Consider the following 22,877-nt stretch of genomic DNA (forward strand, 5'->3'; position numbering starts at 1 on the left):
CATCTGGGAGTGATCGACGCGTGAGCACCAGCGGCCACATCGTGAACACGGGGTCCGAGCGGCCGGAGGATTCGGCCGTACTCGTACTCGATCACCTCGGCCGGGTCCTCGCCTGCACCGGTGGCGCCGTGGAGTTGACCGGCCTGTCCGCCGGCGAGCTTCAGGGACGCGCCGTCGAGGAGCTGCTGACGGACCCCGGCGTCTGGTCGGCGCTGCGGGACCACGACCCCGGCGTGCACTCCCGCTCCGTGCGCACGGCCCTGCTGCACGCCGACGGTTCCCGTCGGGTGCAGCTCGACCTGCTTCCGGTGGACGGCCCGCTGGCTGCCCGGTATCTGATGCGGCTCGTGCCCGCCGCCGACGCCGACCGGCGGGAGGAGAACGACGCGCTGCTCCGAGCGCTGTTCTCGCAGACCGGCATCGGACTCGCCGTCTACGACAGCGAGCTGCGGCTCATCAGAGGCATCTCGCTGCCGAGCGACCCACGCCCCTCCGCCCTGCTCGCGGGCCGCCGGCTCGGCGAGCTGCTGGTGCCGGAGGACGCGGCAGCACTGGAGGAACGCCTGCACCGCGTCGTGGCCACCGGCGACCCGCTGATCGACTTCGTCACCACGGCCCGGCTGAGCCGGACGCCCGAGCGCGACCGGATCGTCTCCCTGTCGGCCCTGCGCATGGCCGGCCGGGACGGCATGGCCCGCGGTGTCGCCGTGACCTTCACGGACGTGACCGAGCAGGAACGGGAACGGAGCCGCGCGTCACTGGTGGCCACCGCCGCCTCCGCACTGGGCCGCTCCCTGGAGGTCGGCCGCAACACGCAGGTGCTCGCCGACCTGCTGGTACCCGCCTTCGCCGACCTTGCGTGCGTGGACATCACGGAGGCCCTGTTGGTCGGCGAGGAGCCCGGGGAGTTCGTCACCGGCGCACCGCTGCGCCGGGTCTCCGCCGTCGCGGGCGGCGGCGAGTGGCCGGACCCGCTGTATCCGCAGGGCTCCGTCATCCGGGTCAAGGCCTACGAGAGCGACCGGCTGCGCGGGGGTTCCGCCGTCATCGTGCCCGACCTCGACGAGCTGCGGCCCAGGATCGCCCGGGACCCGGAACGCCGGAGGCTGGTGCTGGCCCCCGGCGCCGCCTCGTACATGGTCGTGCCGCTGCAGGCACGCGGCCACGTCCTCGGCGCGGTGTCGGTGTGGCGTTCGCGTGCACGGGCGCCGTTCGACACACGGGACGCCGCGGTCGCGGAGGACATCTGCTCCCGCGCGGCCCTCGCCATCGACAACGCCCGCCGCTACACCCGCGAACGCCGTACGGCGGAGAGCCTGCAGCGCAGCCTGCTGCCGCGGCCGGTGCTCAAAGTGACCGCGGCGGAGACCGCCGGCGTCTATGTGCCCGGCAGGACACTGGCCGGCACGGGCGGCAGCTGGTTCGACGTCATCACCTTGTCCTCGAGCCGGGTGGCGTTCGTCGTGGGGAACCTGCGCGGTCACGGCCTCAACGCCGCTGCCGCCATGGGCAGTCTGCGCACGGCGGTGCGCACCCTGGCCGACCTCGACCCGCCGCCGGACGAACTGCTCACCCATCTGGACGACCTGGTGGTGCGGCTCGCCGACGACGAGCAGCCGGGCGAGCCCGAGGGGACCGTCCGCGGCGCCACCTGCCTGTACGCCGTCTACGACCCGGTCAGCGCCCGCGCCCTGATGGCCAGCGCGGGACACGCGGCGCCCGTACTGGCCCGGTCCTCCGGGGACACCGGTCCCGTCGACCTGCTTCCCGGCCCGGCGCTCGGGCTCGAGGGCGCTCCCTTCGAACCGGTGGAGGTGGCGCTCTCGCCCGGCGATCTGCTGGCCTTCACCGCGGGATCGCTCTCCGACGCGCCGGGGTCCGGCGCCGGCCACGTGATCGACCATCTGCGGGAGGTTCGGGGCACGGGCACGGGCGACGCCGCCGCCGTGCCGGAGATCGCGCGGGACCTGCTGGTCCCCTTTCTGGCGCACCCCCCGGACGACGACGCGGCGCTGCTGCTCGCGCGGGTGTCCGTGTCGCCCGAAGGGTCCGTCGTCGACCGGGAGTTCCCGGCCGACGTGCGAGTCGTGTCCGACGCGCGGGCGCTGGTGGCCGAGCGGCTCACCGTATGGGGGCTCGACGAGCTGGTGTTCACCACCGAGCTCATCGTCAGCGAACTCCTCACCAACGCGATCCGCTACGCCGGCGGCCCGGTGAGGGTACGGCTGATCAGGGACCAGCGGCTGGTGTGCGAGGTCTCCGACCCGAGCGAGACCCAGCCCCATCTGCGCCGGGCACGGCTGACCGACGAGGGCGGACGCGGACTGTTCCTGATCGCCCAGCTGGCGCACCGGTGGGGGAGCAGGAACACGGCCGCCGGCAAGACGATCTGGACGGAGCAGCTGCTGCCTTGAGCGGAACCGGCGCCGAGGGACTGTCCGCGCGGCGCCTTTGGTGGTCCACTTGACCCACGGGGAGCGTGGCCGATGAACGCGAGACGCAGACGGGAACAGAAGGACGACGGCAGTGGCCGGCCGGCACGCAGAGGTGCCGTGCTCGCCACCTTGACCGCTGCCGCACTCACCATGTCGCTCTACGGATGCACCGGCACGGAGCCCGGCCCGGAGAAGACCTCGTCCGCGGAGCGCGGGACGTCGCACTTCACCGGGCTGCCGGCCCGGCAGGGACCGGTGCTCGCCGTCAAGATCGACAACGTCCGGCCGGCCCGCCCGCACACAGGGCTCGGGGCAGCCGACATCGTCTACGTCGAACAGGTCGAATCGGGACTCAGCCGGATACTGGCCGTCTTCTCCTCCCGTATGCCGCCGCAGATCGGTCCGGTGCGCAGCGCGCGGGAGTCCGATCTCGAGCTGCTGCGGCAGTTCGGCAGGCCCGCGCTCGCGTACTCCGGCGCGCAGTCGGCGCTGCGGCCGCTGATCAGGTCCGCACCCGTCGCCGCGCTGCCGCAGGGGGAGGCGCCCGACGCGTTCGTCCGCTCGGGCGACCGCCCGGCGCCGCACAACCTCTACGTGCGCCCCGAACGCGCCCTCGCCGCCGCCCGCGACGTGAGCGACGCGTCGGACATCGGCATGCGCTTCGGCCCCGCTCCCGGCGGCGGCCGGCCGACCGAGGAGCACACCGTTCGCTATCCCGCGGCCCGGTACACCTTCAGCTGGTCACCGGAGCAGAAGCGGTGGCTGGTCTCGATGGACGGGTCCGCCGCGCGGACCACGGACGGGGGACGGCTCGAGGCCTCGACCGTTGTCGTGCAGCACACGGAGGTTCGGCCCTCGAAATTCCGCGACCGGTCCGGCAGCGTGTCGCCGTACACGGAGACGGTCGGCTCGGGCACGGCGCTGGTGCTGCGCGACGGACGTGCCTACGACGCCCGCTGGCAGCGGACGAGCGCGGACGGGGACACCGTCTTCACCGACGCGGCCGGTGAACGGCTCGATTTCGCCCCCGGTCAGGTGTGGGTCCTGCTCACGGCCCGCTGAGCACGCGGTACCGCCGGGCCGTGGGCCGCACGTGTTCAGGTGCGGCCGCCGGGGACCCCGTCCGCGGTGATCAGGCGGTGCAGGCGGTCCGCAGCCGCCCGGCCGAATGCCGGATTGTTGATGTCCGTGTCGTACTCGACCACTTCGACGGTGCTGCCGGACAGACCGTCCCGCAGGGCGGTGAACAGCGCCTCGTCCAAGGCCGGATCGTGGTACGGGCCGCCCGGCGCGCCGAGCGTCGACAGGCCACGCAGCGGTACGCACACCTCGGCCGGACCGGTGGCCGCCCGTAGCTTGGCGGCGACGCGGCGGCCGAGCTCGGCACACTCCTCCGCCGTCGTGCGGACCACGGTGATCGACGGGTTGTGCACCTGCACATCGCGTGCCCGCAGATGGTGGGGGAGGGTGTCGAGCGGACCGAACTTCACCATGTCGAGGGCTCCCAGGCTCACCACCTGGGGAGTGCCGCGGCGTCCGGCGGCGCTCAGCCGGTCCGGTCCCGCGGTCAGGATCCCGCCGACCAGGTCGTCGGCGAGCTCGCTCAGGGTCAGGTCCAGCACGCCCGCGAACAGCCCCTGCCCGGCCAACGACTCCAGAGTCCGGCCGCCGGCCCCGCTGACGTGGAACACCAGGACCTCGTAGCCCAGGCCGGTCAGCCGTTCGCGGGCCGCGTCGACACCCGCGGTCGTCACGCCCGCCATGCTCGCGGCTATGAGCGGCCTGCCGCCCGCGGCGAGCTCCGTGGGGATCAGCGTCTTTCGGTGTGTTTCGAAACCTTTCGCCATGCCGGCCGCCGCGTGCGCGGCGTTCGCCAGTACCGGTGCCAGGACGCTGTTGACGCCGGCGATGTCGACGATGCTGTACATCATGGTGATGTCGGACGCCCCGACATAGGGCGACACATCACCGGCGGCCATCGAGGAGACCATCAACTTCGGTACGCCCAGCGGAAGTTCCCTCATCGCCCTGGTCGCGATCGAGGTTCCGCCACTGCCGCCGACGGCGAGAACGGCGTGCAGCCGGCCCTCCTCGTACAGCCGCAGCACGCTCGCGGCGGCCCCGCGGGCCATGGCCGTCACGGCCGTGCCGCGGTCCGCCGCCGCCCGTAGCCCGGCCAGGTCGGCGCCGGCAGCGCGGGCCACTGCGGAACGCGGCACATCGGCCTCGATCCGTGGCTCGCCCACCACGCCGGCGTCGACCACCAGCACCTCGACCCCGGCGGCCAGCAGCCGCTCACGCAGCCAGCCGTACTCCACACCCTTGGTGTCCAGCGTGCCCACCAGTACAACTGTCGCCATGACACGTACTGTTCGCGGAAATCCGGCGGTCGACAAGAGTGCCTGACCGGTCGCCCCCGATCAGACGGCGGGTGGTGCCGTGCTGTTGCGGACCACCAGGCTGGTCGCCAGGTCGATCCGGGTCGCGGCCGGCCGCCGGCCGCGACCGAGGTCCAGCACGAGCCGCGCGGCGGCCTCGGCCATCTCCGTCAGCGGCTGTCGCACGGTGGTGAGCGGCGGGCCCACCCAGCGGGCCAGCGGCAGATCGTCGAAGCCCACGACGCTCAGGTCCTCCGGGATCCGTACCCCGAGCTCCCTGGCCGCCTCGTAGAGACCGAGGGCCTGGAGGTCGTTGCCGGTGAAGACCGCGGTCGGGGGCTGCGGCAGCCGCAGCAGTTCGAGCCCGGCGGCGTAGCCCGCCTCGTGGTGGAAGTCGCCCTCCCGCACCAGCTCCGCGTCGACCGTCACGCCTGCGCTCTCGAGGGCCGAGCGGTAGCCGTCGATACGGGCGCGGCTGCACATCATCCGGGAGGGGCCGCCGATCACGCCGACGCGGCGGTGGCCGAGCTCGAGCAGGTGCCGGGTGGCGGCCAGGCCGCCCTGCCAGTTGGTGGCGCCGACCGAGGGCACGTCGTCACCGGGGTCGCCGGCGGGGTCCACCACGACGAACGGGATGTCGCGGCTGGTCAGCTGGGCGCGCTGGGCCGGGTCGAGGTCGGAGAGGACCAGGATCACCCCGGCGGGGCGGCGGGCGAGGACCCCGTCCACCCAGGTCTGGCCGGGCATGAGCCGCCCGGCGCTCTCCGAGAGGACCAGGGACAGCCCCTCCTCCCGTGCCACGTTCTCCACCCCGCGGATGACCTCCATGGCCCATGAGCTCTCCAGCTCGTGGAAGACGAGGTCGATCATCCGGGACTGCTGCGAGGCGCCGCGCCGCCGGCGGTAGCCGTGGCGGCGCAACAGCTCCTCCACCCGGGTGCGGGTGGCGGCGGCGACATCGGCTCGCCCGTTGAGGACTTTCGAAACTGTCGGAGCCGACACGCCGGCCGCGCGGGCGATCTCGGCCAGTGTGGCACCGCCCTCGACCGTTTCGTCCGAGGACGGATCCTCCGGTCGGGACTGGACGTCTGCGGGTCTCATGCAGGGATCGTAGCCCGCCGCACGGTGTGCACAAGCTCTGACCGCTGATCGCGGAAAGCTTTCGCGGGACCTCTTGACGCGCCGGAAACGCGCTCGTACCGTTCCGGCAACATTCGCTGAGCATTTCGAAACATTCGATGAGGGGCAGTTATGGGGTCGGGCTTTCTCCGCAGAGGTACGGGTACGGCCAGATGGACCGCGGCGCTCGCCGCGACGGCGATGGCCGCGGTCCTCGCCGGCTGCGGCTCCGGCACCGGGGCCGCCAACAGCACCATCACCGCCTACGTCTACGGCGACGACGCGGTGAAGGTGCAGCAGGCGGCCGTCGACGAGTTCAACAAGACGTCGGACGTGAAGGTCAAGCTGGTCTCGGTCCCCGGCGCCGAGTACGTCAACAAGCTCCGCACCGCCATGGGCTCGCCCAACGCCCCGGACGTCTTCTTCAACTGGGGCGGCGGCTCCATCAAGCCCTACGTGGACGCCGGCCAGCTCGTCGACCTCTCCCCGCACTTCCAGAAGGACGAGACCCTGCGGCGCGGCTTCCTGCCGTCCGTCGTCGAAGCGGGCAGCCTCGACGGCAAGGTCTACGGCGTGCCCATGCGCGGCATGCAGCCGGTGATGCTCTTCTACAACAAGGCCCTGTTCGCCGAGAACAACCTCCAGCCGCCGAGGACCTGGGACGACCTCCAGAAGGCCATCGGCACCTTCAAGGCGAAGAAGATCACCCCGTTCGCGCTCGGCGGCACCGACGCCTGGACCCAGCTCATGTGGCTCGAGTACCTCCTCGACCGCATCGGCGGCCCCGAGGTCTTCAGGAAGATCCAGAACGGCGACTCCTCCGCCTGGGGCGACCCGGCGGTGCTCAAGGCCGCGCAGACGACCCGGCAGCTGATCGAGGACGGCGCCTTCGGCAAGAACTTCAACTCGGTCTCCTACGCCAACGGCGGCGCCCCCGCCCTCTTCGCCCAGGGCAAGGCCGCGATGCACCTGATGGGCTCGTGGGAGTACTCCACCCAGCTGGGCAAGGCCCCGACTTCGCCAAGAAGGACCTCGGCTGGACCGCCTTCCCGACCGTGGCCGGCGGCACCGGTGACCCGGCCAACGTGGTCGGCAACCCCACCAACTACTGGTCGGTCAATGCCCGCACCAAGCACAAGGACGCCGCCATCGACTTCCTGAAGACGATGGCGTCCAGGGACTACTCGAAGGCCCTCGTCGACAACGGCGACATCCCCACCACCGCCAACGCCTCCCAGGTGCTCGAGACCTCGCCCAACCCCGAGTTCGCCTCGTTCCAGTACAAGATGGTCCAGCTGGCCCCGAGCTTCACGCTCTCCTGGGACCAGGCGCTGGAGGCGAGCAAGGCCACCCCGATGCTCACCGAGATCAACAAGCTGTTCGCGGGCAAGTCCACGCCGGAGCAGTTCGTCGAGGCCCTGAAGGCGCTCAAGTAACCATGACATCAGCTTCCACACCGCTCGAGAAGCAGCGGAGCAGAGCGGCGGCCGCCACGAAGCGCGGCCGCCGCACTGCGGCGGGCCAGGGCTTCGGCCGCCCCTCCGTCACCTGGGCACTGCCCGGCATCCTCTTCTTCGGGCTCTTCGCGATCGTGCCGATGGCGCTGGCCGTCTATCTGTCCTTCTGCTCCTGGGACGGCCTCACCTCGCCGACTCCCGTCGGGCTCGACAACTGGACGCGGCTGTTCAAGGATCCGGAGTTCCGCCAGGCCGGCTGGCTCAGCCTGCTGCTGACCGTCATCAGCTGGGCCTTCCAGACGCCCATCGCGCTGATGCTGGGCGTATGGGCGGCGGGCCGGCAGCGTAACCGTGCCGTGCTCTCCGCCATCTTCTTCGTCCCCCTGCTGCTGTCCACCACGGCGATAGCGGTGCTCTTCCACTCGCTCCTCGACCCCAACTTCGGTGTGATCAAGGAGATCGGGCCCTGGTTCGGGATCGACCCCAACATCCTGGGCTCGTCCACCGGAGCGCTGCTCACCGTGGCCTTCGTCGGGGGCTGGCAGTTCATGCCGTTCCACACCCTGATCTATCAGGGCGGCACCCGGCAGATCCCGCACGTGCTCTACCAGGCGGCCTCGATCGACGGCGCGGGACCGGTCCGGCAGTTCTTCTCGATCACACTGCCCCAGCTGCGCAACACCGTCACCACGTCGTCGGTGCTGATGATCGTCGGCTCACTGACGTACTTCGACACCGTGCTCATCATGACCAAGGGCGGACCCGGCACCGACACCACGATCGTGCCCTACCTGATGTACCGCACCGGTTTCCAGAGCTACGACCTCGGCTATGCCAGCGCCATCGCCACGGCGCTCGTCGTGGTGGCGACCGCCCTGTCCCTGCTGATGGTGAAGTTCAGCGGATTCGGGTCCATGCGCTCCACCAGGGAAGGGATGTGACCGGCGTGTCCGCACAGCTGAACACCGCAAGGACCGTGCGCAGGACCCGCCGGCGCCGGCCGAAGGGCAACCCGCTCATCGGCCTGGGAGCACTGGCCTGGCTCGTCATCGTGCTGGTGCCGCTCTACACCCTGCTCTCCTCCTCGCTGACCCGGCAGGACCAGGCGGGCAGCGGTAACCCGCTGGCCTTCCCCACCGAGCCCACGCTCGAGAACTACAACACCGTGCTCAGCAGCGGCTTCCTCACCCTGCTGACCAACACCGCCGTCGTGGCCGTCGCCACGGTCGCCATCGTGCTGGCGCTCTCCGTCCCGCTCGCCTATGTGGCCGTGCGCACCAGGAGCCGACTGTCGTCGATGGCCTTCCGGACCTTCCTGCTGGGCGTCGCCATCCCGGCCCAGGCCGTCGTCGTGCCGCTGTACCTGCTGATCGCCGAGATGGGCCTGTACGACTCGCTGGCAGCGGTGATCCTGCCGACCGCCGCGTTCTCGATGCCGGTCGCCGTGCTGGTGCTCACCTCGACGCTTCGTGACATCTCGGAGGAGCTGTACGAGGCGATGGGGCTGGACGGCGCCACACCGCTGCGCATGCTGTGGCAGCTCGCGGTGCCGATGTCGCGGGCGGGGATCAGCACCGTCGCGATCTTCTCGGCACTGCAGGCGTGGAACGGCTTCCTGTTCCCGCTGATCCTCACCCAGTCCGAGGAGCAGCGTGTGCTGACGCTCGGGCTGTTCAACTTCATGGGCCAGTTCGGGCTCAACGTCCCCGCCCTGCTCGCGGCCGTCGTGCTGTCCGTGATCCCCATCTTCACGGTCTATCTCTTCGCCAGGCGCGCGCTGGTCAACGGCCTGATGGGCGTCGGCGGCAAGTAACCCGCCGTCGAGCCCGCACATTTGCCACCACCGAGAGGAACCCCTGCCCGATGGCCATTCCGCATGCCCCGGACGCGCCCACCGCGGCCCCCGACGCCGAAGGTCCCTGGCGCGACCCCTCGCTCAGTGCCGCAGAACGGGTCGACGACCTCATGGGCAGAATGACCCTCGAAGAGAAGACGGCCCAGCTCTACGGCGTGTGGGTGGGCGCCGACGGCGACGGCAACGGTGTGGCGCCCCACCAGAACGACATGGTCGACCCGGTCGACTGGGACAGCCTCATCACCCGTGGACTCGGCCAGCTCACCCGGCCGTTCGGTACCGCTCCCGTGGACCCGGCGACCGGCGCGGTGGCACTGGCCCGCGCACAGCGGGAGATCGCCGACGCGAACCGCTTCGGCATCCCGGCTCTTGCCCACGAGGAGTGCCTGGCCGGTTTCACCGCATGGTCCGCCACCGCCTACCCCGTACCGCTGGCCTGGGGTGCCACCTTCGACCCCGGCCTGGTCGCCGGCATGGCGCGCCGCATCGGCGAGGACATGCGTGCCGTCGGCGTGCACCAGGGACTCGCCCCCGTCCTCGACGTCGTCCGCGACCTGCGCTGGGGCCGGGTGGAGGAGACGATCGGCGAGGACCCCTATCTCGTCGCCACCCTCGGAACCGCCTATGTGCGCGGCCTGCAGTCCGCCGGGATCATCGCCACCCTCAAGCACTTCGCCGGCTACTCGGCGTCCGCCGGTGCCCGCAACCTCGCCCCGGTCCGCGCCGGCGCGCGCGAGCTCGCGGACGTCATCCTCCCGCCGTTCGAGATGGCCCTGCGGGACGGCGGCGCCCGCTCCGTGATGCACTCCTACGCCGAGATCGACGGGGTCCCGGCCGCGGCGGACACCCGGCTGCTGACCGAACTCCTGAGGGAGATCTGGGGCTTCGACGGCACGGTCGTCGCCGACTACTTCGGCATCGGTTTCCTCGAGACCCTCCACAAGGTCGCCGCGGGGCCCGGCGACGCCGCAAGGCTCGCCCTGACCGCCGGGGTCGACGTCGAACTGCCGACCGTCCGCTCCTACGGCGACGCACTCGTCGAAGCGGTACGGGACGGGCTGGTGCCCGAGGCGCTCGTCGACCGCGCGCTGCGCCGGGTCCTGCTCCAGAAGTGCGAACTGGGCCTGCTCGACCCCGACTGGTCCCCGCTGCCCCCGGTGCTCCGGGGAGCGGACGGCGAGGCGGACAGCGTGCGTGGCACCGTCGACCTCGACCCGCCCGCCAACCGGGAGGCCGCCCGCCTCGTCGCCGAGCAGTCCTGCGTGCTGCTCGCCAACGACGGCGGCGTGCTGCCGCTCCGCGACACCGCCCGGATCGCGGTCGTCGGACCGCGTGCCGACGATCCGCTGGCCATGCTCGGCTGCTACTCCTTCCCCAGCCATGTCGGTGTCTCGCACCCCGAGGTTCCGCTCGGCGTGGACATTCCGACCGTGCTGGCGGCGCTGGCCGCCGAGTTCCCCGGTGCCGCGGTCCGCCACGCCGCCGGCTGCGACGTCGACGGGCCCGACACCTCCGGCATCGCCGAGGCGGTACGTCTCGCGCAGGACGCCGACGTGTGCGTGGCCGTGCTGGGTGACCGCGCCGGGCTCTTCGGCCGCGGCACCTCCGGCGAGGGATGCGACGCGGCCGACCTCTCGCTGCCCGGTGTCCAGGCAGAGCTGCTCGACGCCCTGGTCGCCACCGGCATTCCCGTGGTGGCCGTGCTGGTGACGGGCCGTCCGTACGCGCTCGGCCGCTGGGCGGACCGGCTTGCGGCGGTGATGCAGGCGTTCTTCCCCGGCGAGGAGGGCGGCCCCGCACTGGCCGGGGTGCTCTCCGGGCGCGTCAACCCGTCCGGCAGGCTGCCGGTCGGTGTGCCGTACGGGCCGGGCGGACAGCCCTGGACGTACCTCCAGCCGCCGCTCGGACTGGCCGGCGGGGTCAGCAACCTCGATCCCACACCGCTCTTCGCCTTCGGGCACGGACTCTCCTACACGACCTTCCGGTGGGAGGCCGGACCGCCCGCTCCCGCGGAGCTCCCCACCGACGGGTCCGCGGACATCGGTGTGGTCGTGCGCAACACAGGAGACCGTGACGGCGCCGAGGTCGTCCAGCTCTATCTGCACGACCCTGTCGCCCAGACCACCCGGCCGCAGGTCCGGCTGATCGGCTACGCCAGGGTGGAGCTCGCGGCCGGCCGGGCGGCGGAGGTCCGCTTCCGCTTCCACGCCGACCTGACGTCCTTCACGGGCGTCGGCGGGCGCCGGATCGTCGAACCGGGCGACCTCGAGCTGCGCTTCGCGACGTCCAGCGCGCCCGGCGACGTCCGGCACACGGTACGGCTGCGCCTGACCGGCCAGGAGCGGACGGCCGGCCACGACCGCACGCTGCACTGCGCCACCGTCGTCGAACCGGTCGCCGGCTGACCTCGAGCACGGCACCGGAGATCCCCGGGAGCGGACCGTTCCCGGGGATCTCCGTCTGCCTCAGCGCAGCCGCATGCTCTCCGGCGGCCCCAGACAGCTGGGCCGCAGACCGCCGGTGTCGACGACCAGCTTCTGCAGCACCACCGTGGGGTCGACCATCCAGAACCGGAGCACATGCCGACCCGGGCGGCCGATCCGGTGCTCGGTGCCGGTGAGGTTGACGTTCTCGGAGGTGGTGCGCGCCCACCGGCGGTTCATGGTGCCGTCGTCGGATCCGGTGGCCGTCGTGATGTTCACCGTCCGGGGCCGGTCGTCGTCGAAGGACACCGCGTACTTCAGCCCGTCCGTCGCCAGCACGTTGTTCCGCGGCGACAGGTACGCCCACACGGTGACCCGGCCGGTGGTGAACAGGGTCAGCTCGTACTGGAGATGGGGACCGTCGCCCGGGGTGCGGCGCGCCGCCGTCACCGGGAACGGCTCCATGCCGCCGCCTGTGCGGCCGATGCCCGGGATGCGCTGCCAGGTCACCGAACTGCTGCCCACGGCCTTCGCGTAGTGCTCGGCCTCGATGGAGACGTAGCCGTTCGCCTCGATGAACCCGGACAGCCGGGCACGGGACACCCTCGGATTGTCGATCACCGCTTCGACGCGCACCGTGCGGCCGTCGGGGCCGTGGACATCCACCGGCAGCCGGGTGGTGCCCTTGGGCGCCTTGGACCAGTCGACGCGCAGGGTCACCCGCTGCTGTGTGCCGACCCGGCCGCGCGGCCGGTCGGCTCGCAGCCACGAGGCGCCGGTACGGACCTCGTAGTCGAAGGAACCGCCGCCCCGGTTGAAGACTTCGATGTACTGGGCCGGCTGGCTCTGGTACGGGCTGAAGACGGGCAGCGTGGCGGGCGTCTGCTCCTCGTTCGGCCACCACGCCGCGCTGCCGTCGACCGCCACACCCATCTCCGGCCGCTCGGGCAGCTCGATGCGCTTGACGGCGGGGAAGATCTCGTCGGGCAGCGCGACGTGGTTCAGCTCCGGCTGCTGCCACGGCGCGTCGGGCCCGTAACGGGCGACATCGCCGTAGCCGATGTGCGGCTGGGTCTGGAAGCCGCGCCACTTGCCGCCCGCGACCTCGTTGTCGAACCGGTCGGACAGCGCGAAGTCGTCGGCGAGCCGCGCCTCCGCCCGGGCCGCGAGCTCGTTGGTGAGGGCCCGCCCCTGGGCCGCGTAGTGCAGGTTGGTGAACTCGGCCTCGCGCAGCGCGTACACGTTGGCGGTGGCCTCGACCTCGTACCCGACGAGCTGGTACCACGCGTCCTGGTCGGCGGCCGGTATCCGGTGACCGATCTCCCGTGCCTCCTGGGCCAGCTGCCGCCAGTCCTCCGTGACCCGTTCCAGTTCCCGGTAGTCGGTGAGGCTGAAGGGGGTGGCCTCGTCGTCGTGGACGACGGCGCTGTCGTCCGTGGCGAGGTCTTTCGCCGGGTCCAGGGTGATTCTGCGGTTGAGTAGTTCGGGCTTGCGCCGGGACTGGAGCCGGGCGTAGCGGTCCAGTACGGCGGCGATCGCGGCGGCCTCGCGTTCGCCGAAGTTCTGCCGGGCGTAGCCCAGTTCCCACTCGGGGAGCCGGTCCAGCTCCCAGCGGCGCGGGTTCCACGCGTAGTCCATGAAGAACTGCGTGGGCAGTTCGTTGCCCTTCAGGTCGCCGACGTTGGTGACCCACAGTCGGTCGCTGCCGTACGCGAAGGACTGGCTGAGCTGGTCCCACATGTTCGGCAGCGTGGTGGTGTCGACCCACTTGTAGTTGCGGCCCACTCCCACATAGTCGAAGTGGTAGTAGAGGCCGTAGCCGCCGTCGCGCGCGTCGGTGGAGAGTGAGGGCACCTTGCGGACGTTGCCCCAGTTGTCGTCGGTGAGCACGACGGTCACGTCGTCGGGGACCCGCAGCCCCCTGTCCCAGTAGCGCTGCACCTCCTTGTACAGCGTCCACACCTGCGGCAGGGTCGCCGGGTCCTTGCCGGTGATCTCGGTGATGATCGTCCGCTGGGTGGCGATGATCTCGCTCATCAGGTCGATGGCGTCGCCGTCCGGCAGGCTCGTGTCACCGTTGCCGCGCATGCCGAGGGTGATGACGCCCTCGAAGTCCTCGTCCTTCATCCGGCGGACCCCGTCGGCCCAGTACGCCGTGACGGCCTCTTTGTTGCGCCGGAAGGACCACTCGCCGGTGCCGCCGTAGGGGTCGTGGCCGGGCGTGGTGATGTTGCCGTCTTCGTCGCGCACCGCGGGGACGGCGTGCCGGTTCCACTCCTCGATGCCGCGCATCATGGGCGCCTCGTGAGAGGTGCCCATGACAATGCCGTACATCGCGGCCGTGGCGTGGTTCAGGGGGTCGTCCTCGGCGAAGGCCCGGCCCCAGACCGCCGGCCACAGGTAGTTGGCCTTGAGCCGGAGCATCACCGCGAAGACCTTGGCGTAGAAGGCAGCGTTGAAACCGCCCTCGAAGCCGGGGGCCTTGCCCGGTCCGAAGAAGGCGGGCGCCCAGGTACCGAGCGCCGGGTTCTCGTCGTTGATGAAGATGCCCCGGTACTTCACCGCCGGGGTGCCCTGGGTGTGCCGGCCGCGGCGCACGTACAGCGCGTCGCGGCGGCGCGGCGCGACGTCGTCCCACCAGTACCAGGGGGAGACGCCGATGCCGCGGGAGACGTCGTACGCGCCGAAGATCGTGCCCCGCTGGTCGCTGCCCGCGATCACGAAGGCACGGTCGACGCCGGGCATCGGGTGCTCGACGACCGTCTGCAGCGACGTCTCCCACCTGCCTTCGATACCGCGGACATCGAGCTTGCCGGCCGCGATCAGCCCGTCGATCAGCGGGCTGCGGCCGATGGTGCCGACGATCGCCACCTCCTGCTGCCGCGGGACACCGTCCTGGAGCAGCACCGGCCGTACGCCGGTGACCCTTTCGATGTCGTCCCGCAGATCGCCCGCCACGCGGACGACGCCTTCGTGGTCGGCGGAACTCACCACGACGGGGACCGCTCTGCCCGCCCGGACGAGCGGGAAGCCGCCCGGCTCCGGTGCGAAGGAGATGTACGAGCCGGGGTCCGTCACCCGCCCGGTGCCGCCGCCCGGCGCGGCCCATGCCGCGCCGGGGGCCAGCAGCGCCGAGCCGAGGGGAGTGGCCAGGGCGGTCAGCCCGAGGCCGAGTCCCAGTACCGTTCTGCGGCTCGCGCCGCCCGGAGAGTGCCGTTGCATGCTGCCCTTTCCTTGACGAATGTCTTCTCGCACCGAGGACTCAGCGACGGCGGCCGGCGAGGGTCAGGTCCTGGCGGAGGGCGTCGAACGCCGGCTTCACCGCGTAGTTCTCGTCGAGGACGTTGGCAGCGCCCTCGCCTTCGAAGGTGCCGGGCACCCACGAGTACTTGTCGGTGAAGCCCCAGAGGGTGAAGTCGGTGCACCGCCTGGTGACGAGGCAGGCGCCCAGCAGCACGCTGTATCCGCGCGCCTGCGCCTGGAGCTTGATGCTGTCGGCGGGCATCGGCATCCGGACGTCGGCCTCGGTGATCGCGCTCTCCATACCGAGATCGTCGAACCGCTTCAGGTTGGCCGCGACGTCGCCGGGGAAGCCGTACTGAACGGCGAAGTGGCCCTGGAGGCCGACCCCCTGGACGGGCACGCCCTCCCGGCGCAACTGCTTCACCAGCTCGTACAGTGCGGTGCTCTTCGCGTTGACGCCTTCGATGTTGTAGTCGTTGATGTAGAGCTTCGCGCCCGGGTCGGCCTGATGGGCCCAGCGGAAGGCGTCGGCGATGTATCCGGGGCCCAGGTTGCGCAGCCAGATGCTGTCGCGCAGCGTCCCGTCGTCGTTGAACGCCTCGTTGACGACGTCCCACTGCCAGATCCGGCCCTTGAAGTGGCGTACCTCCTCGGTGACATGGCGGCGCAGGATCTCCCTGAGTTCCTCGGGTGTGAAGGAGCCCTCGGTCACCCAGGCCGGCAGCTGGCTGTGCCAGACGAGTGTGTGGCCGCGCACGAGTTGCTTGTGGGAGCGGGCGAAGTCGACGAGCCCGTCCGCGGCGGCCCAGTCGTGCTTGCCGCGCTCAGGCTCCGTGAGCTGCCACTTCATCACGTTCTCCGCGGTGACCGAGGAGAACTCGCGGGCCACCGTCTCGCGGTAGGTGCTGTCGGTGGCGAGGGCCGAGGTGTCGACGGCCGTGCCGATCCGCAGTCCGGCCTTCCTCCCGAGCGCGCCGAGGGTCGGGATGCCCGTGGCGCCCTTCCAGGGCGCCACGGTCTCCTCGCCGGCACCCGCGGCGCCGGCCGGGGCGCCCGCGGAGGCGGCGGGCAGCGTGAAGGTGGCGAGAAGTCCTGCCGTTGCGGCGCTGATCGCCAGGGCACGGGTCACCTTGAGCACGGGATGTTCCCCTTCGGTGGGGCGGAGCGTCCGGAAAGCCCAGCAGGGCTCCTGTCTTCGAAAGTTTCGAAAGTAGCTCCGCAATTTTCTGTGGAACCTAGAGCCTGGTAAATCGGTGGGTCAATCCCCTTGCACGGAAGTCGCACCGACGGGTGTGTGAGCCCCGGCATGATCAGTGGGAGATGCGATGCTCGGAAGCGACGCATCCGAACGCCGTAGGCGCAGGGAGGCCTGACCCCATGTCACAGAACAGGTCGCAGGAGAGCTCGCGGCAGCGGCGCCGGCAGATGCCGCCCGACGGCGGCTGGGTCAATCCGCTGAGGGACCCGCTGGACAGGCGGCTCCCCCGTATCGCCGGCCCCTCCGGACTGGTCATCTTCGGCGTCACCGGGGACCTGTCGCGCAGAAAGCTGATGCCGGCCGTCTACGACCTGGCCAACCGCGGACTGCTGCCACCGGGCTTCTCGCTCGTCGGCTTCGCCCGCCGGGAGTGGCAGGACCAGGACTTCGCCGAGGTGGTCCACCAGGCCGTCAGGGACCACGCCCGCACGCCGTTCCGTGAGGAGGTGTGGCGGCAGCTCTCGGAGGGGATGAGGTTCGTCCAGGGCGACTTCGGTGACGACACCGCGTTCGAGCAGCTCAGGTCGACCGTCGAGGACCTCGACAGGGCCCAGGGCACCGGCGGCAACTTCGCCTTCTACCTCTCCGTGCCGCCGAAGTTCTTCCCCGAGGTCGTCCAGCAGCTGAAGGACCACGGCCTGTCCGACGCACCCGAGGGCTCCTGGCGGCGCGCGGTCATCGAGAAGCCGTTCGGCCACGACCTGACGAGCGCCTGCGACCTCAACGAGATCGTGCACGAGGTGTTCGCGCCCGACGAGGTCTTCCGTATCGACCACTACCTGGGCAAGGAGACCGTCCAGAACATCCTGGCGCTGCGGTTCGCCAACTCCCTTTTCGAGCCGATCTGGAACCGGTCGTACGTCGACCATGTGCAGATCACGATGGCCGAGGACATCGGCATCGGCGGCCGGGCCGGCTACTACGACGGCATCGGCGCAGCCCGTGACGTGATCCAGAACCACCTCCTGCAACTGCTGGCGCTGACCGCCATGGAGGAGCCGGCCGCGTTCGACGCCGCGTCCCTCGTCACCGAGAAGCTCAAGGTCTTCAAGGCCGTCAAGCTGCCGGCGGACCTGGCCCGGTCCACCGTGCGTGCGCAGTACACGGCGGGCTGGCAGGGTGGTGAGAAGGTCGTCGGTTACCTCCAGGAAGAGGGCATCGCTCCCGACTCCAGGACCGACACGTACGCCGCGATCAAGGTGGAGATCGACAACCGCAGGTGGGCGGGCGTCCCCTTCTATCTGCGCACCGGCAAACGGATCGGCCGGCGTGTGACCGAGATCGCGGTCGTCTTCCAGCGCGCCCCGCACTCGCCGTTCGACTCCACGGCGACCGAGGAACTCGGCCAGAACGCGTTGGTCATCCGCGTCCAGCCGGACGAAGGCGTGACCGTGCGGTTCGGCTCCAAGGTGCCGGGTACATCGATGGAGCTGCGCGACGTGACGATGGATTTCGCCTACGGCGAGTCGTTCACGGAGTCCAGCCCCGAGGCGTACGAGCGCCTCATCCTCGACGTGCTGCTGGGAGACGCCAACCTCTTCCCGCGGACGGAGGAGGTGGAGGAGTCCTGGCGGATCCTCGACCCCGTCGAGGAGTTCTGGGACCGCAGCGGCAAGCCGGCGCAGTACCCGGCCGGCACCTGGGGGCCCGCCGAAGCGGACGACATGCTCGCACGAGACGGACGGAGCTGGCGAAGGCCATGAAGATCGACCTCACCGACACCACGGCCAGCAAGATCAACAAGGCGCTCGTCCGGGGCCGCCGGGCCATCGGCACCCCCGCCGTCGGCATGGTGCTCACCCTTGTCATCGTCACCGACGAGGAGAACGCCTACGACGCCATCAAGGCGGCGGGCGACGCCTCCCGCGAACACCCCTCCCGCACTCTCGTCGTCATCAAGCGCCACGCCCGCTCGCCGCGCGACCGCAACGACACCCGCCTCGACGCCGAGGTGCGACTCGGCAGCGACGCCGGAGCCGGCGAGACCGTGCTGCTACGGCTGCACGGCGAACTCACCCACCGCGCGGACTCGGTGGTGCTGCCGTTGCTGCTGCCCGACGCCCCCGTCGTCGTCTGGTGGCCGGTGGACGCCCCGCCGGTCCCGGCCAAGGATCCGCTGGGCGCCCTCGCACAGCGGCGCATCACCGACGCGTACGCGGTTGAGCGGCCGATCGAGGAGCTCGACGCCCGAGCGTCCGGATACGAGCCGGGCGACACCGACCTCGCCTGGACCAGGCTCACCCCGTGGCGTTCCATGCTGGCCGCCGCGCTGGACCAGGCCCGTGCCGAGGTCGTCTCCGCGGTGGTCGAGAGCGAGGCCGACAACCCGAGCGCCGAACTGCTCGCCCGCTGGTTCGCCGACCGGCTGAAGGTGCCGGTCGAGCAGGTCGTCACCGACGGGCCGGTCGTCACCGCGGTCCGGCTCCGCACCGAAGACGGAGAGATCCACGTCGACCGGCCGGAGGGGCCCGTCGCCCGGCTCACCATCCCAGGGCAGCCCTCCCGGGTCCTCGCACTCAAAGTACGCAGCACCGCGGAGCTCATCGCGGAGGAACTGCGCCGGCTCGACCCGGACGAGGCCTATGCCGCGGCGTTGCACGCACAAATCACCGCCCCTGCTGCCAAATCGACGCCGAACGGCGCCTGAACAACACCCGGCGCAACTCTCCGCAATTGCGCGATAACTCGATCGCGGAGAGTTGTGCCGAGTGTGCTGCGGCACCGCCCCGCCCCGGTGTGAAGGCTTTGTGAGGTGCCGTCAAAAAACCTCCTCCTTCAATGAATCTGCACACCGAATGCTCAGGCGGCACACCGTCTCCCAACTCGGGACCTCCCTCCTGCCTCCACCCTGACCTGCGGCTATCGGTGTCTGTGCGGGAATGTCCAGTTCTCTGCGGGATGACCGGCCGCGTACCCGGCGCGCGGATCTGGTGATGTCGTGAAGGACCTGGCGCCAATTCATGTAGGGACGTCCACGAGGCGGCAATCAGGTGCCGTTCTCGCTGAGAATCCGCTTCGCGTGATTGGCTGCTCAACGGCCTTACGTGCTTTGATCCTTCGCACCGCGGGATTCGAAGAAGGGTTCCCGGATCCGGGAATCCCCCCACGCCCGCCAGGCGGCCGGTACCGCTCTTTTCGTGCCGGGCGCTGCGTTATCTACATATCCATCCGAAGGGAACTTCTCATGAGCTTCGTCCCCACCCAGGAGATCGCCGACTCCGAGCTGGACAACATCGCCGGCGGTCTCCACAGCGCCACGGTGAGCAACGCCACCGCCGCCCTTGACAGCATCGCCCCGGTCTCCGGCACCGTCGCCACCGTGACGGGCGTCGTCGAGGGTGCCACCGGCATCAACACCGCGGCCCTCACCGGCCCGGTCACCGGTCTCGTCGCCGGCCTGTAAGACCCCGCGGCTCGCCGGCACCCCTCTGCCGGCATTGCCGAGCCGTGTGCCCCGGAGCCGGCCAGGTTCCGGGGCACACGGCCGCGCGTGGTTGTGGCGCCACCGCCCCGCGCACGGGCCCGTCCCCGCACGGAGTGCGGCCGGACAGCGCCCGGTTCCCCCGTAACCCCAGGCAGTTGAGGGAAGAGCATCGTGCAGTTCCGCCAACAGGCCCTTTCCAAGCTGCAGTCACCGGAAGAGATCGACCTTCCGGTCCGTTTCGCCCGTCCGCAGGGGCTGCTCGTTCTCACCGTCACCGTCGTGGTCGTGATCGCCGCGAGTGTGTGGGCGGTGATGGGTAAAGTGTCCTCCACGCTGGACGCGCCGGGCATCCTCACCCACGCCCAGGGCAGTTACGTGCTGCAGAGCCCGGTCGCCGGCCAGGTCACGGAGGTCCTTGCCCAGGAGGGCGACAGGCTCCGCGCCGACGCCCCCCTGCTGAAGGTCAGCACCCCGCAAGGCGACACCGTCGTGCGCGCCATCGCCGCCGGCCGGCTGACCACCCTCGTCACCGCGATCGGCTCCGTCGTCACCCCAGGCGCGGACGTCGCGGCCGTCGAACGGATCGAGAAGCGGGACGACCCCCTGATGGCCGTGCTGTACCTGCCCGCCGAGAGCGCCTCCACCGTGCCCGTCGGCGCCAAGGTCGACCTGAGCGTCCAGTCCGTGGCCACACAGAAGTACGGCGTACTGCGCGGGCGGGTCAAGACGGTCGGCAGGACCGCCCAGAGCAGTCAGCGGATCACCGCGTTCCTCGGCAGCAGCCAGCTGGGTGAGCAGTTCTCCCGCTCCGGCCAGCCCGTCTCCGTACTGGTCGAACTGGACACCGCCCCCGACACGGGGTCCGGTTACCGGTGGTCGTCGTCCGACGGGCCGCCGTACGCGCTCGAATCCATGACCCTGACCGGCGGCGCCGTCCACCTGGCCGAGCAGCGCCCGATCGATTGGCTGCTGCCGTGACCCGGACCGAGAACGACGCACACCGTCCCCAGCAGCAGTTGCCGCCGGCAGGCCGCGGCAGGCACCGGCCGGAGGCGGCCACGCCGAGCGGCCGCCGCGGGACGCGCCGCGCCGCGCCGCCGCCCCGCCGCAAGCAACAGCGGCGCGGCAGCAGGCCCCGTTCGGTGCGCACCCCCACCGTGCTCCAGATGGAGGCCGTGGAGTGCGGGGCGGCCGCGCTCGCGATGGTGCTCTCCCACTACGGCCGCCATGTGCCGCTGGAGGAGCTCCGCATCGCCTGCGGCGTCTCCCGCGACGGCTCACGCGCCAGCAACGTCCTGAAGGCGGCCCGCAGTTACGGCCTTACCGCCAAGGGCATGCAGATGGAGGCGACCGCGCTCGCCGAGGTGCAGCCGCCCGCCATCCTGTTCTGGGAGTTCAACCACTACGTCGTCTACGAAGGCACGGGACGCAGGTTCGGCCGCCGCGGGGTACACATCAACGACCCCGACAAGGGGCGCCGTTTCGTTCCCCCGGAGGACTTCGACACCAGCTTCACCGGGGTGGCCCTGGTCTTCGAGCCGGACCGCAACTTCCGCAAGGGCGGGCGCAAGCCGGGCGTCATGGCGGCGGTCCCCGCCAGGATGCGCGGCACCGCGGGCACACTTTTCGCCGCCTTCCTCGCGAGCCTCCTCCTCGTCGCGGTGGGCGCGGCCGTGCCGGCGCTCAGCCGCACCTACATCGACATGTTCCTGATCGGCGGGCAGACCTCGCTGCTCGGGACCCTGTTCGCCGCCATGGCGGCGACGGTGGCGCTGACGGCCGTGCTCACCGGGCTCCAACAGGCGAACCTGCTGCGCGGGCGGATCATCTCCTCCACCCTCGGCAGCGCCCGCTTCCTGCGCCATCTCCTGCGGCTGCCCGTCACCTTCTTCGCCCAGCGCAGCCCGGCCGACCTGGTGCAGCGGCTGCAGTCCAACGACGCTGTGGCGGAGACCCTCGCGCGTGACCTCGCGGCGGCCGCCGTCGACGGCGTGGTGGTGATCCTCTACGCCGCGCTCCTGTGGAGCTACGATCCCCAGCTCACCGTCGTCGGTGTGCTGATCGCCCTGCTCAACGTCGTGGCGATGCGCATCGTCATCGGGCTGCGCGCCACCCACACCCAGAAACTGCGCGCCGACAGTGCCCGGCTCACCAACACCTCGTACACCGGCCTGCAGCTGATCGAGACCATGAAGGCGACCGGCGGGGAGAACGGGTTCTTCCGCCGGTGGGCCGGCCAGCACGCCACCACCCTGGACGTGCAGCAGCGTCTCGGTGTGCCCAGCGCGGTCCTGGCCGTCGTGGCACCGACCCTCGCCACACTCAACAGCGCCCTCATCCTGTGGATCGGTGGTCTGCGGGCCGTGGAAGGCCATATATCGATCGGTCTCCTTGTCGCCTTCCAGGCGCTGGTGGCCCGCTTCACTGCACCGATCACCAGGCTGAACGGAGTGGCCGGCCGGATCCAGGACTTCGCCGCGGACGTCGCCAGGCTCAAGGACGTCGAGAGCTTCCCCGTCGATCCCCTCTACTCCCGCGAGGAACCGGACCCGAGCAGCCGCCGGCTCAAGGGACATGTGACGCTCGAGAACATCACCTTCGGCTACAGCCCACTCGACGCGCCGCTGCTGAGCGGCTTCTCGCTGACCGTCGGCCCCGGCCGGCAGGTCGCCCTCGTCGGCGGCTCCGGGAGCGGCAAGTCCACCGTCTCCCGGCTGATATCGGGTCTCTACACCCCGTGGGAGGGCACCATCCGGATCGACGGCCGGCTGCTGGCGGACATCCCCCGCGGGGCGCTCGCCGCCTCCGTCTCCTTCGTCGACCAGGACATCTTCCTGTTCGAGGGCACCGTGCGCGACAACGTGACCCTGTGGGACCCCTCCATCCCCGACGAGGCCGTGGAGAGCGCTCTACGGGACGCGGCCGTGCACGACGTGATCATGCGCCGTCCCGAAGGCATCCACAGCCGCGTCGAACAGGACGGCCGCAACTTCTCCGGCGGACAGCGCCAGCGTCTCGAGATCGCCCGCGCCCTGGTGCGCCGGCCCAGCATCCTGGTGCTCGACGAGGTCACCAGCGCCCTGGACGCGGAGACCGAGCGCGTCATCATCGACAACCTCCGCCGGCGGGGCTGCGCGTGCGTGGTCATCGCCCACCGGCTGAGCACCGTGCGCGACAGCGACGAGATCGTCGTGCTGGACCACGGCGCGGTCGTCGAACGGGGCCGCCACGAGGAACTGGTCGCCGCCCAGGGGCCGTACGCCGAACTCGTCAAGGAGCACTGAC

General features: G+C 70.9%; 14 protein-coding genes and 1 pseudogene. 11 read left to right on the top strand and 4 right to left on the bottom strand.

Features of this window, described 5'->3' with window-relative positions; translation table 11 throughout:
• The first annotated feature begins 20 nt into the window (after window positions 1-20).
• Together GLX30_RS32430 and GLX30_RS32435 are read left to right on the top strand one after the other, a co-directional pair.
• Entirely contained in the window at window positions 21-2,414 is a 2,394-nt protein-coding gene (locus GLX30_RS32430) for a SpoIIE family protein phosphatase (RefSeq protein WP_159694479.1), read from the top strand.
• A gap of 72 nt (window positions 2,415-2,486) precedes the next feature.
• Complete coding sequence (locus GLX30_RS32435) at window positions 2,487-3,497, top strand: DUF3048 domain-containing protein (protein ID WP_159694480.1); 1,011 nt, start codon at window positions 2,487-2,489, stop codon at window positions 3,495-3,497.
• Window positions 3,498-3,532: 35 nt separating this feature from the next.
• On the opposite strand, the gene GLX30_RS32440 is transcribed toward GLX30_RS32435, so the two are convergent.
• Both GLX30_RS32440 and GLX30_RS32445 read right to left on the bottom strand, forming a co-directional pair.
• Complete coding sequence (locus GLX30_RS32440) at window positions 3,533-4,795, bottom strand: Tm-1-like ATP-binding domain-containing protein (RefSeq protein ID WP_159694481.1); 1,263 nt, start codon at window positions 4,793-4,795, stop codon at window positions 3,533-3,535.
• A gap of 60 nt (window positions 4,796-4,855) precedes the next feature.
• The gene (locus GLX30_RS32445; protein ID WP_159694482.1) at window positions 4,856-5,914 is read right to left on the bottom strand and encodes a LacI family DNA-binding transcriptional regulator; all 1,059 of its coding nucleotides are present in this window, start codon (window positions 5,912-5,914) and stop codon (window positions 4,856-4,858) included.
• 219 nt (window positions 5,915-6,133) lie between these two features.
• Here GLX30_RS32445 and GLX30_RS32450 point away from each other — a divergent pair.
• From GLX30_RS32450 to GLX30_RS32465, 4 genes and pseudogenes are all read left to right on the top strand, one after another.
• Window positions 6,134-7,368: pseudogene (locus GLX30_RS32450) on the top strand (extracellular solute-binding protein).
• 2 nt (window positions 7,369-7,370) lie between these two features.
• The gene (locus GLX30_RS32455; protein WP_159694483.1) at window positions 7,371-8,330 is read left to right on the top strand and encodes a sugar ABC transporter permease; all 960 of its coding nucleotides are present in this window, start codon (window positions 7,371-7,373) and stop codon (window positions 8,328-8,330) included.
• Between the two features lie 5 nt (window positions 8,331-8,335).
• Window positions 8,336-9,202 (top strand): carbohydrate ABC transporter permease, encoded by an 867-nt coding sequence (locus tag GLX30_RS32460; RefSeq protein ID WP_159694484.1) that lies wholly within the window; start codon window positions 8,336-8,338, stop codon window positions 9,200-9,202.
• A gap of 50 nt (window positions 9,203-9,252) precedes the next feature.
• Complete coding sequence (locus GLX30_RS32465; protein ID WP_159694485.1) at window positions 9,253-11,649, top strand: glycoside hydrolase family 3 N-terminal domain-containing protein; 2,397 nt, start codon at window positions 9,253-9,255, stop codon at window positions 11,647-11,649.
• Between the two features lie 60 nt (window positions 11,650-11,709).
• Here GLX30_RS32465 and GLX30_RS32470 read toward each other — a convergent pair whose 3' ends face one another.
• On the bottom strand, window positions 11,710-14,889 hold the full coding sequence (locus GLX30_RS32470) for a glycosyl hydrolase 115 family protein (protein WP_159694486.1): 3,180 nt from the start codon (window positions 14,887-14,889) through the stop codon (window positions 11,710-11,712).
• A gap of 40 nt (window positions 14,890-14,929) precedes the next feature.
• Window positions 14,930-16,048: an endo-1,4-beta-xylanase gene (locus tag GLX30_RS32475; RefSeq protein ID WP_159694487.1), complete on the bottom strand. Its 1,119-nt coding sequence runs from the start codon at window positions 16,046-16,048 to the stop codon at window positions 14,930-14,932.
• 287 nt (window positions 16,049-16,335) lie between these two features.
• Here GLX30_RS32475 and zwf point away from each other — a divergent pair, with 287 nt between their 5' ends.
• From zwf to GLX30_RS32500, 5 genes are all read left to right on the top strand, one after another.
• Window positions 16,336-17,871, top strand: coding sequence for a glucose-6-phosphate dehydrogenase (zwf, locus tag GLX30_RS32480; protein WP_159695373.1), 1,536 nt, complete (start codon window positions 16,336-16,338; stop codon window positions 17,869-17,871).
• On the top strand, window positions 17,868-18,815 hold the full coding sequence (gene opcA / locus GLX30_RS32485; protein WP_159694488.1) for a glucose-6-phosphate dehydrogenase assembly protein OpcA: 948 nt from the start codon (window positions 17,868-17,870) through the stop codon (window positions 18,813-18,815). Before zwf ends, opcA begins: the two co-directional genes overlap by 4 nt.
• 537 nt (window positions 18,816-19,352) lie before the next feature.
• Window positions 19,353-19,571: a type A2 lantipeptide gene (locus GLX30_RS32490; protein WP_159694489.1), complete on the top strand. Its 219-nt coding sequence runs from the start codon at window positions 19,353-19,355 to the stop codon at window positions 19,569-19,571.
• A gap of 192 nt (window positions 19,572-19,763) precedes the next feature.
• Window positions 19,764-20,570 carry an HlyD family efflux transporter periplasmic adaptor subunit gene (locus GLX30_RS32495; RefSeq protein WP_159694490.1) on the top strand — a complete coding sequence of 269 codons (807 nt, stop codon included), beginning with the start codon at window positions 19,764-19,766 and terminating at the stop codon, window positions 20,568-20,570.
• Window positions 20,567-22,876, top strand: coding sequence for an NHLP family bacteriocin export ABC transporter peptidase/permease/ATPase subunit (locus tag GLX30_RS32500; RefSeq protein ID WP_159694491.1), 2,310 nt, complete (start codon window positions 20,567-20,569; stop codon window positions 22,874-22,876). Before GLX30_RS32495 ends, GLX30_RS32500 begins: the two co-directional genes overlap by 4 nt.
• Window position 22,877: the final 1 nt, after the last annotated feature.

Origin of the sequence: Streptomyces sp. Tu 2975, assembly GCF_009832925.1 — a bacterium.
Taxonomy (GTDB): Bacteria; Actinomycetota; Actinomycetes; order Streptomycetales; family Streptomycetaceae; genus Streptomyces.

What these genes read in the sequence shown, in the direction of transcription:
- GLX30_RS32435 (WP_159694480.1), top strand. Translation starts at nt 2,487, where the DNA reads ATGAACGCGAGACGCAGACGGGAACAGAAGGACGACGGCAGTGGCCGG.
- GLX30_RS32440 (WP_159694481.1), bottom strand. Translation starts at nt 4,795, where the DNA reads ATGGCGACAGTTGTACTGGTGGGCACGCTGGACACCAAGGGTGTGGAG.
- GLX30_RS32445 (WP_159694482.1), bottom strand. Translation starts at nt 5,914, where the DNA reads ATGAGACCCGCAGACGTCCAGTCCCGACCGGAGGATCCGTCCTCGGAC.
- GLX30_RS32455 (WP_159694483.1), top strand. Translation starts at nt 7,371, where the DNA reads ATGACATCAGCTTCCACACCGCTCGAGAAGCAGCGGAGCAGAGCGGCG.
- GLX30_RS32465 (WP_159694485.1), top strand. Translation starts at nt 9,253, where the DNA reads ATGGCCATTCCGCATGCCCCGGACGCGCCCACCGCGGCCCCCGACGCC.
- GLX30_RS32470 (WP_159694486.1), bottom strand. Translation starts at nt 14,889, where the DNA reads ATGCAACGGCACTCTCCGGGCGGCGCGAGCCGCAGAACGGTACTGGGA.
- zwf (WP_159695373.1), top strand. Translation starts at nt 16,336, where the DNA reads ATGCCGCCCGACGGCGGCTGGGTCAATCCGCTGAGGGACCCGCTGGAC.
- opcA (WP_159694488.1), top strand. Translation starts at nt 17,868, where the DNA reads ATGAAGATCGACCTCACCGACACCACGGCCAGCAAGATCAACAAGGCG.
- GLX30_RS32490 (WP_159694489.1), top strand. Translation starts at nt 19,353, where the DNA reads ATGAGCTTCGTCCCCACCCAGGAGATCGCCGACTCCGAGCTGGACAAC.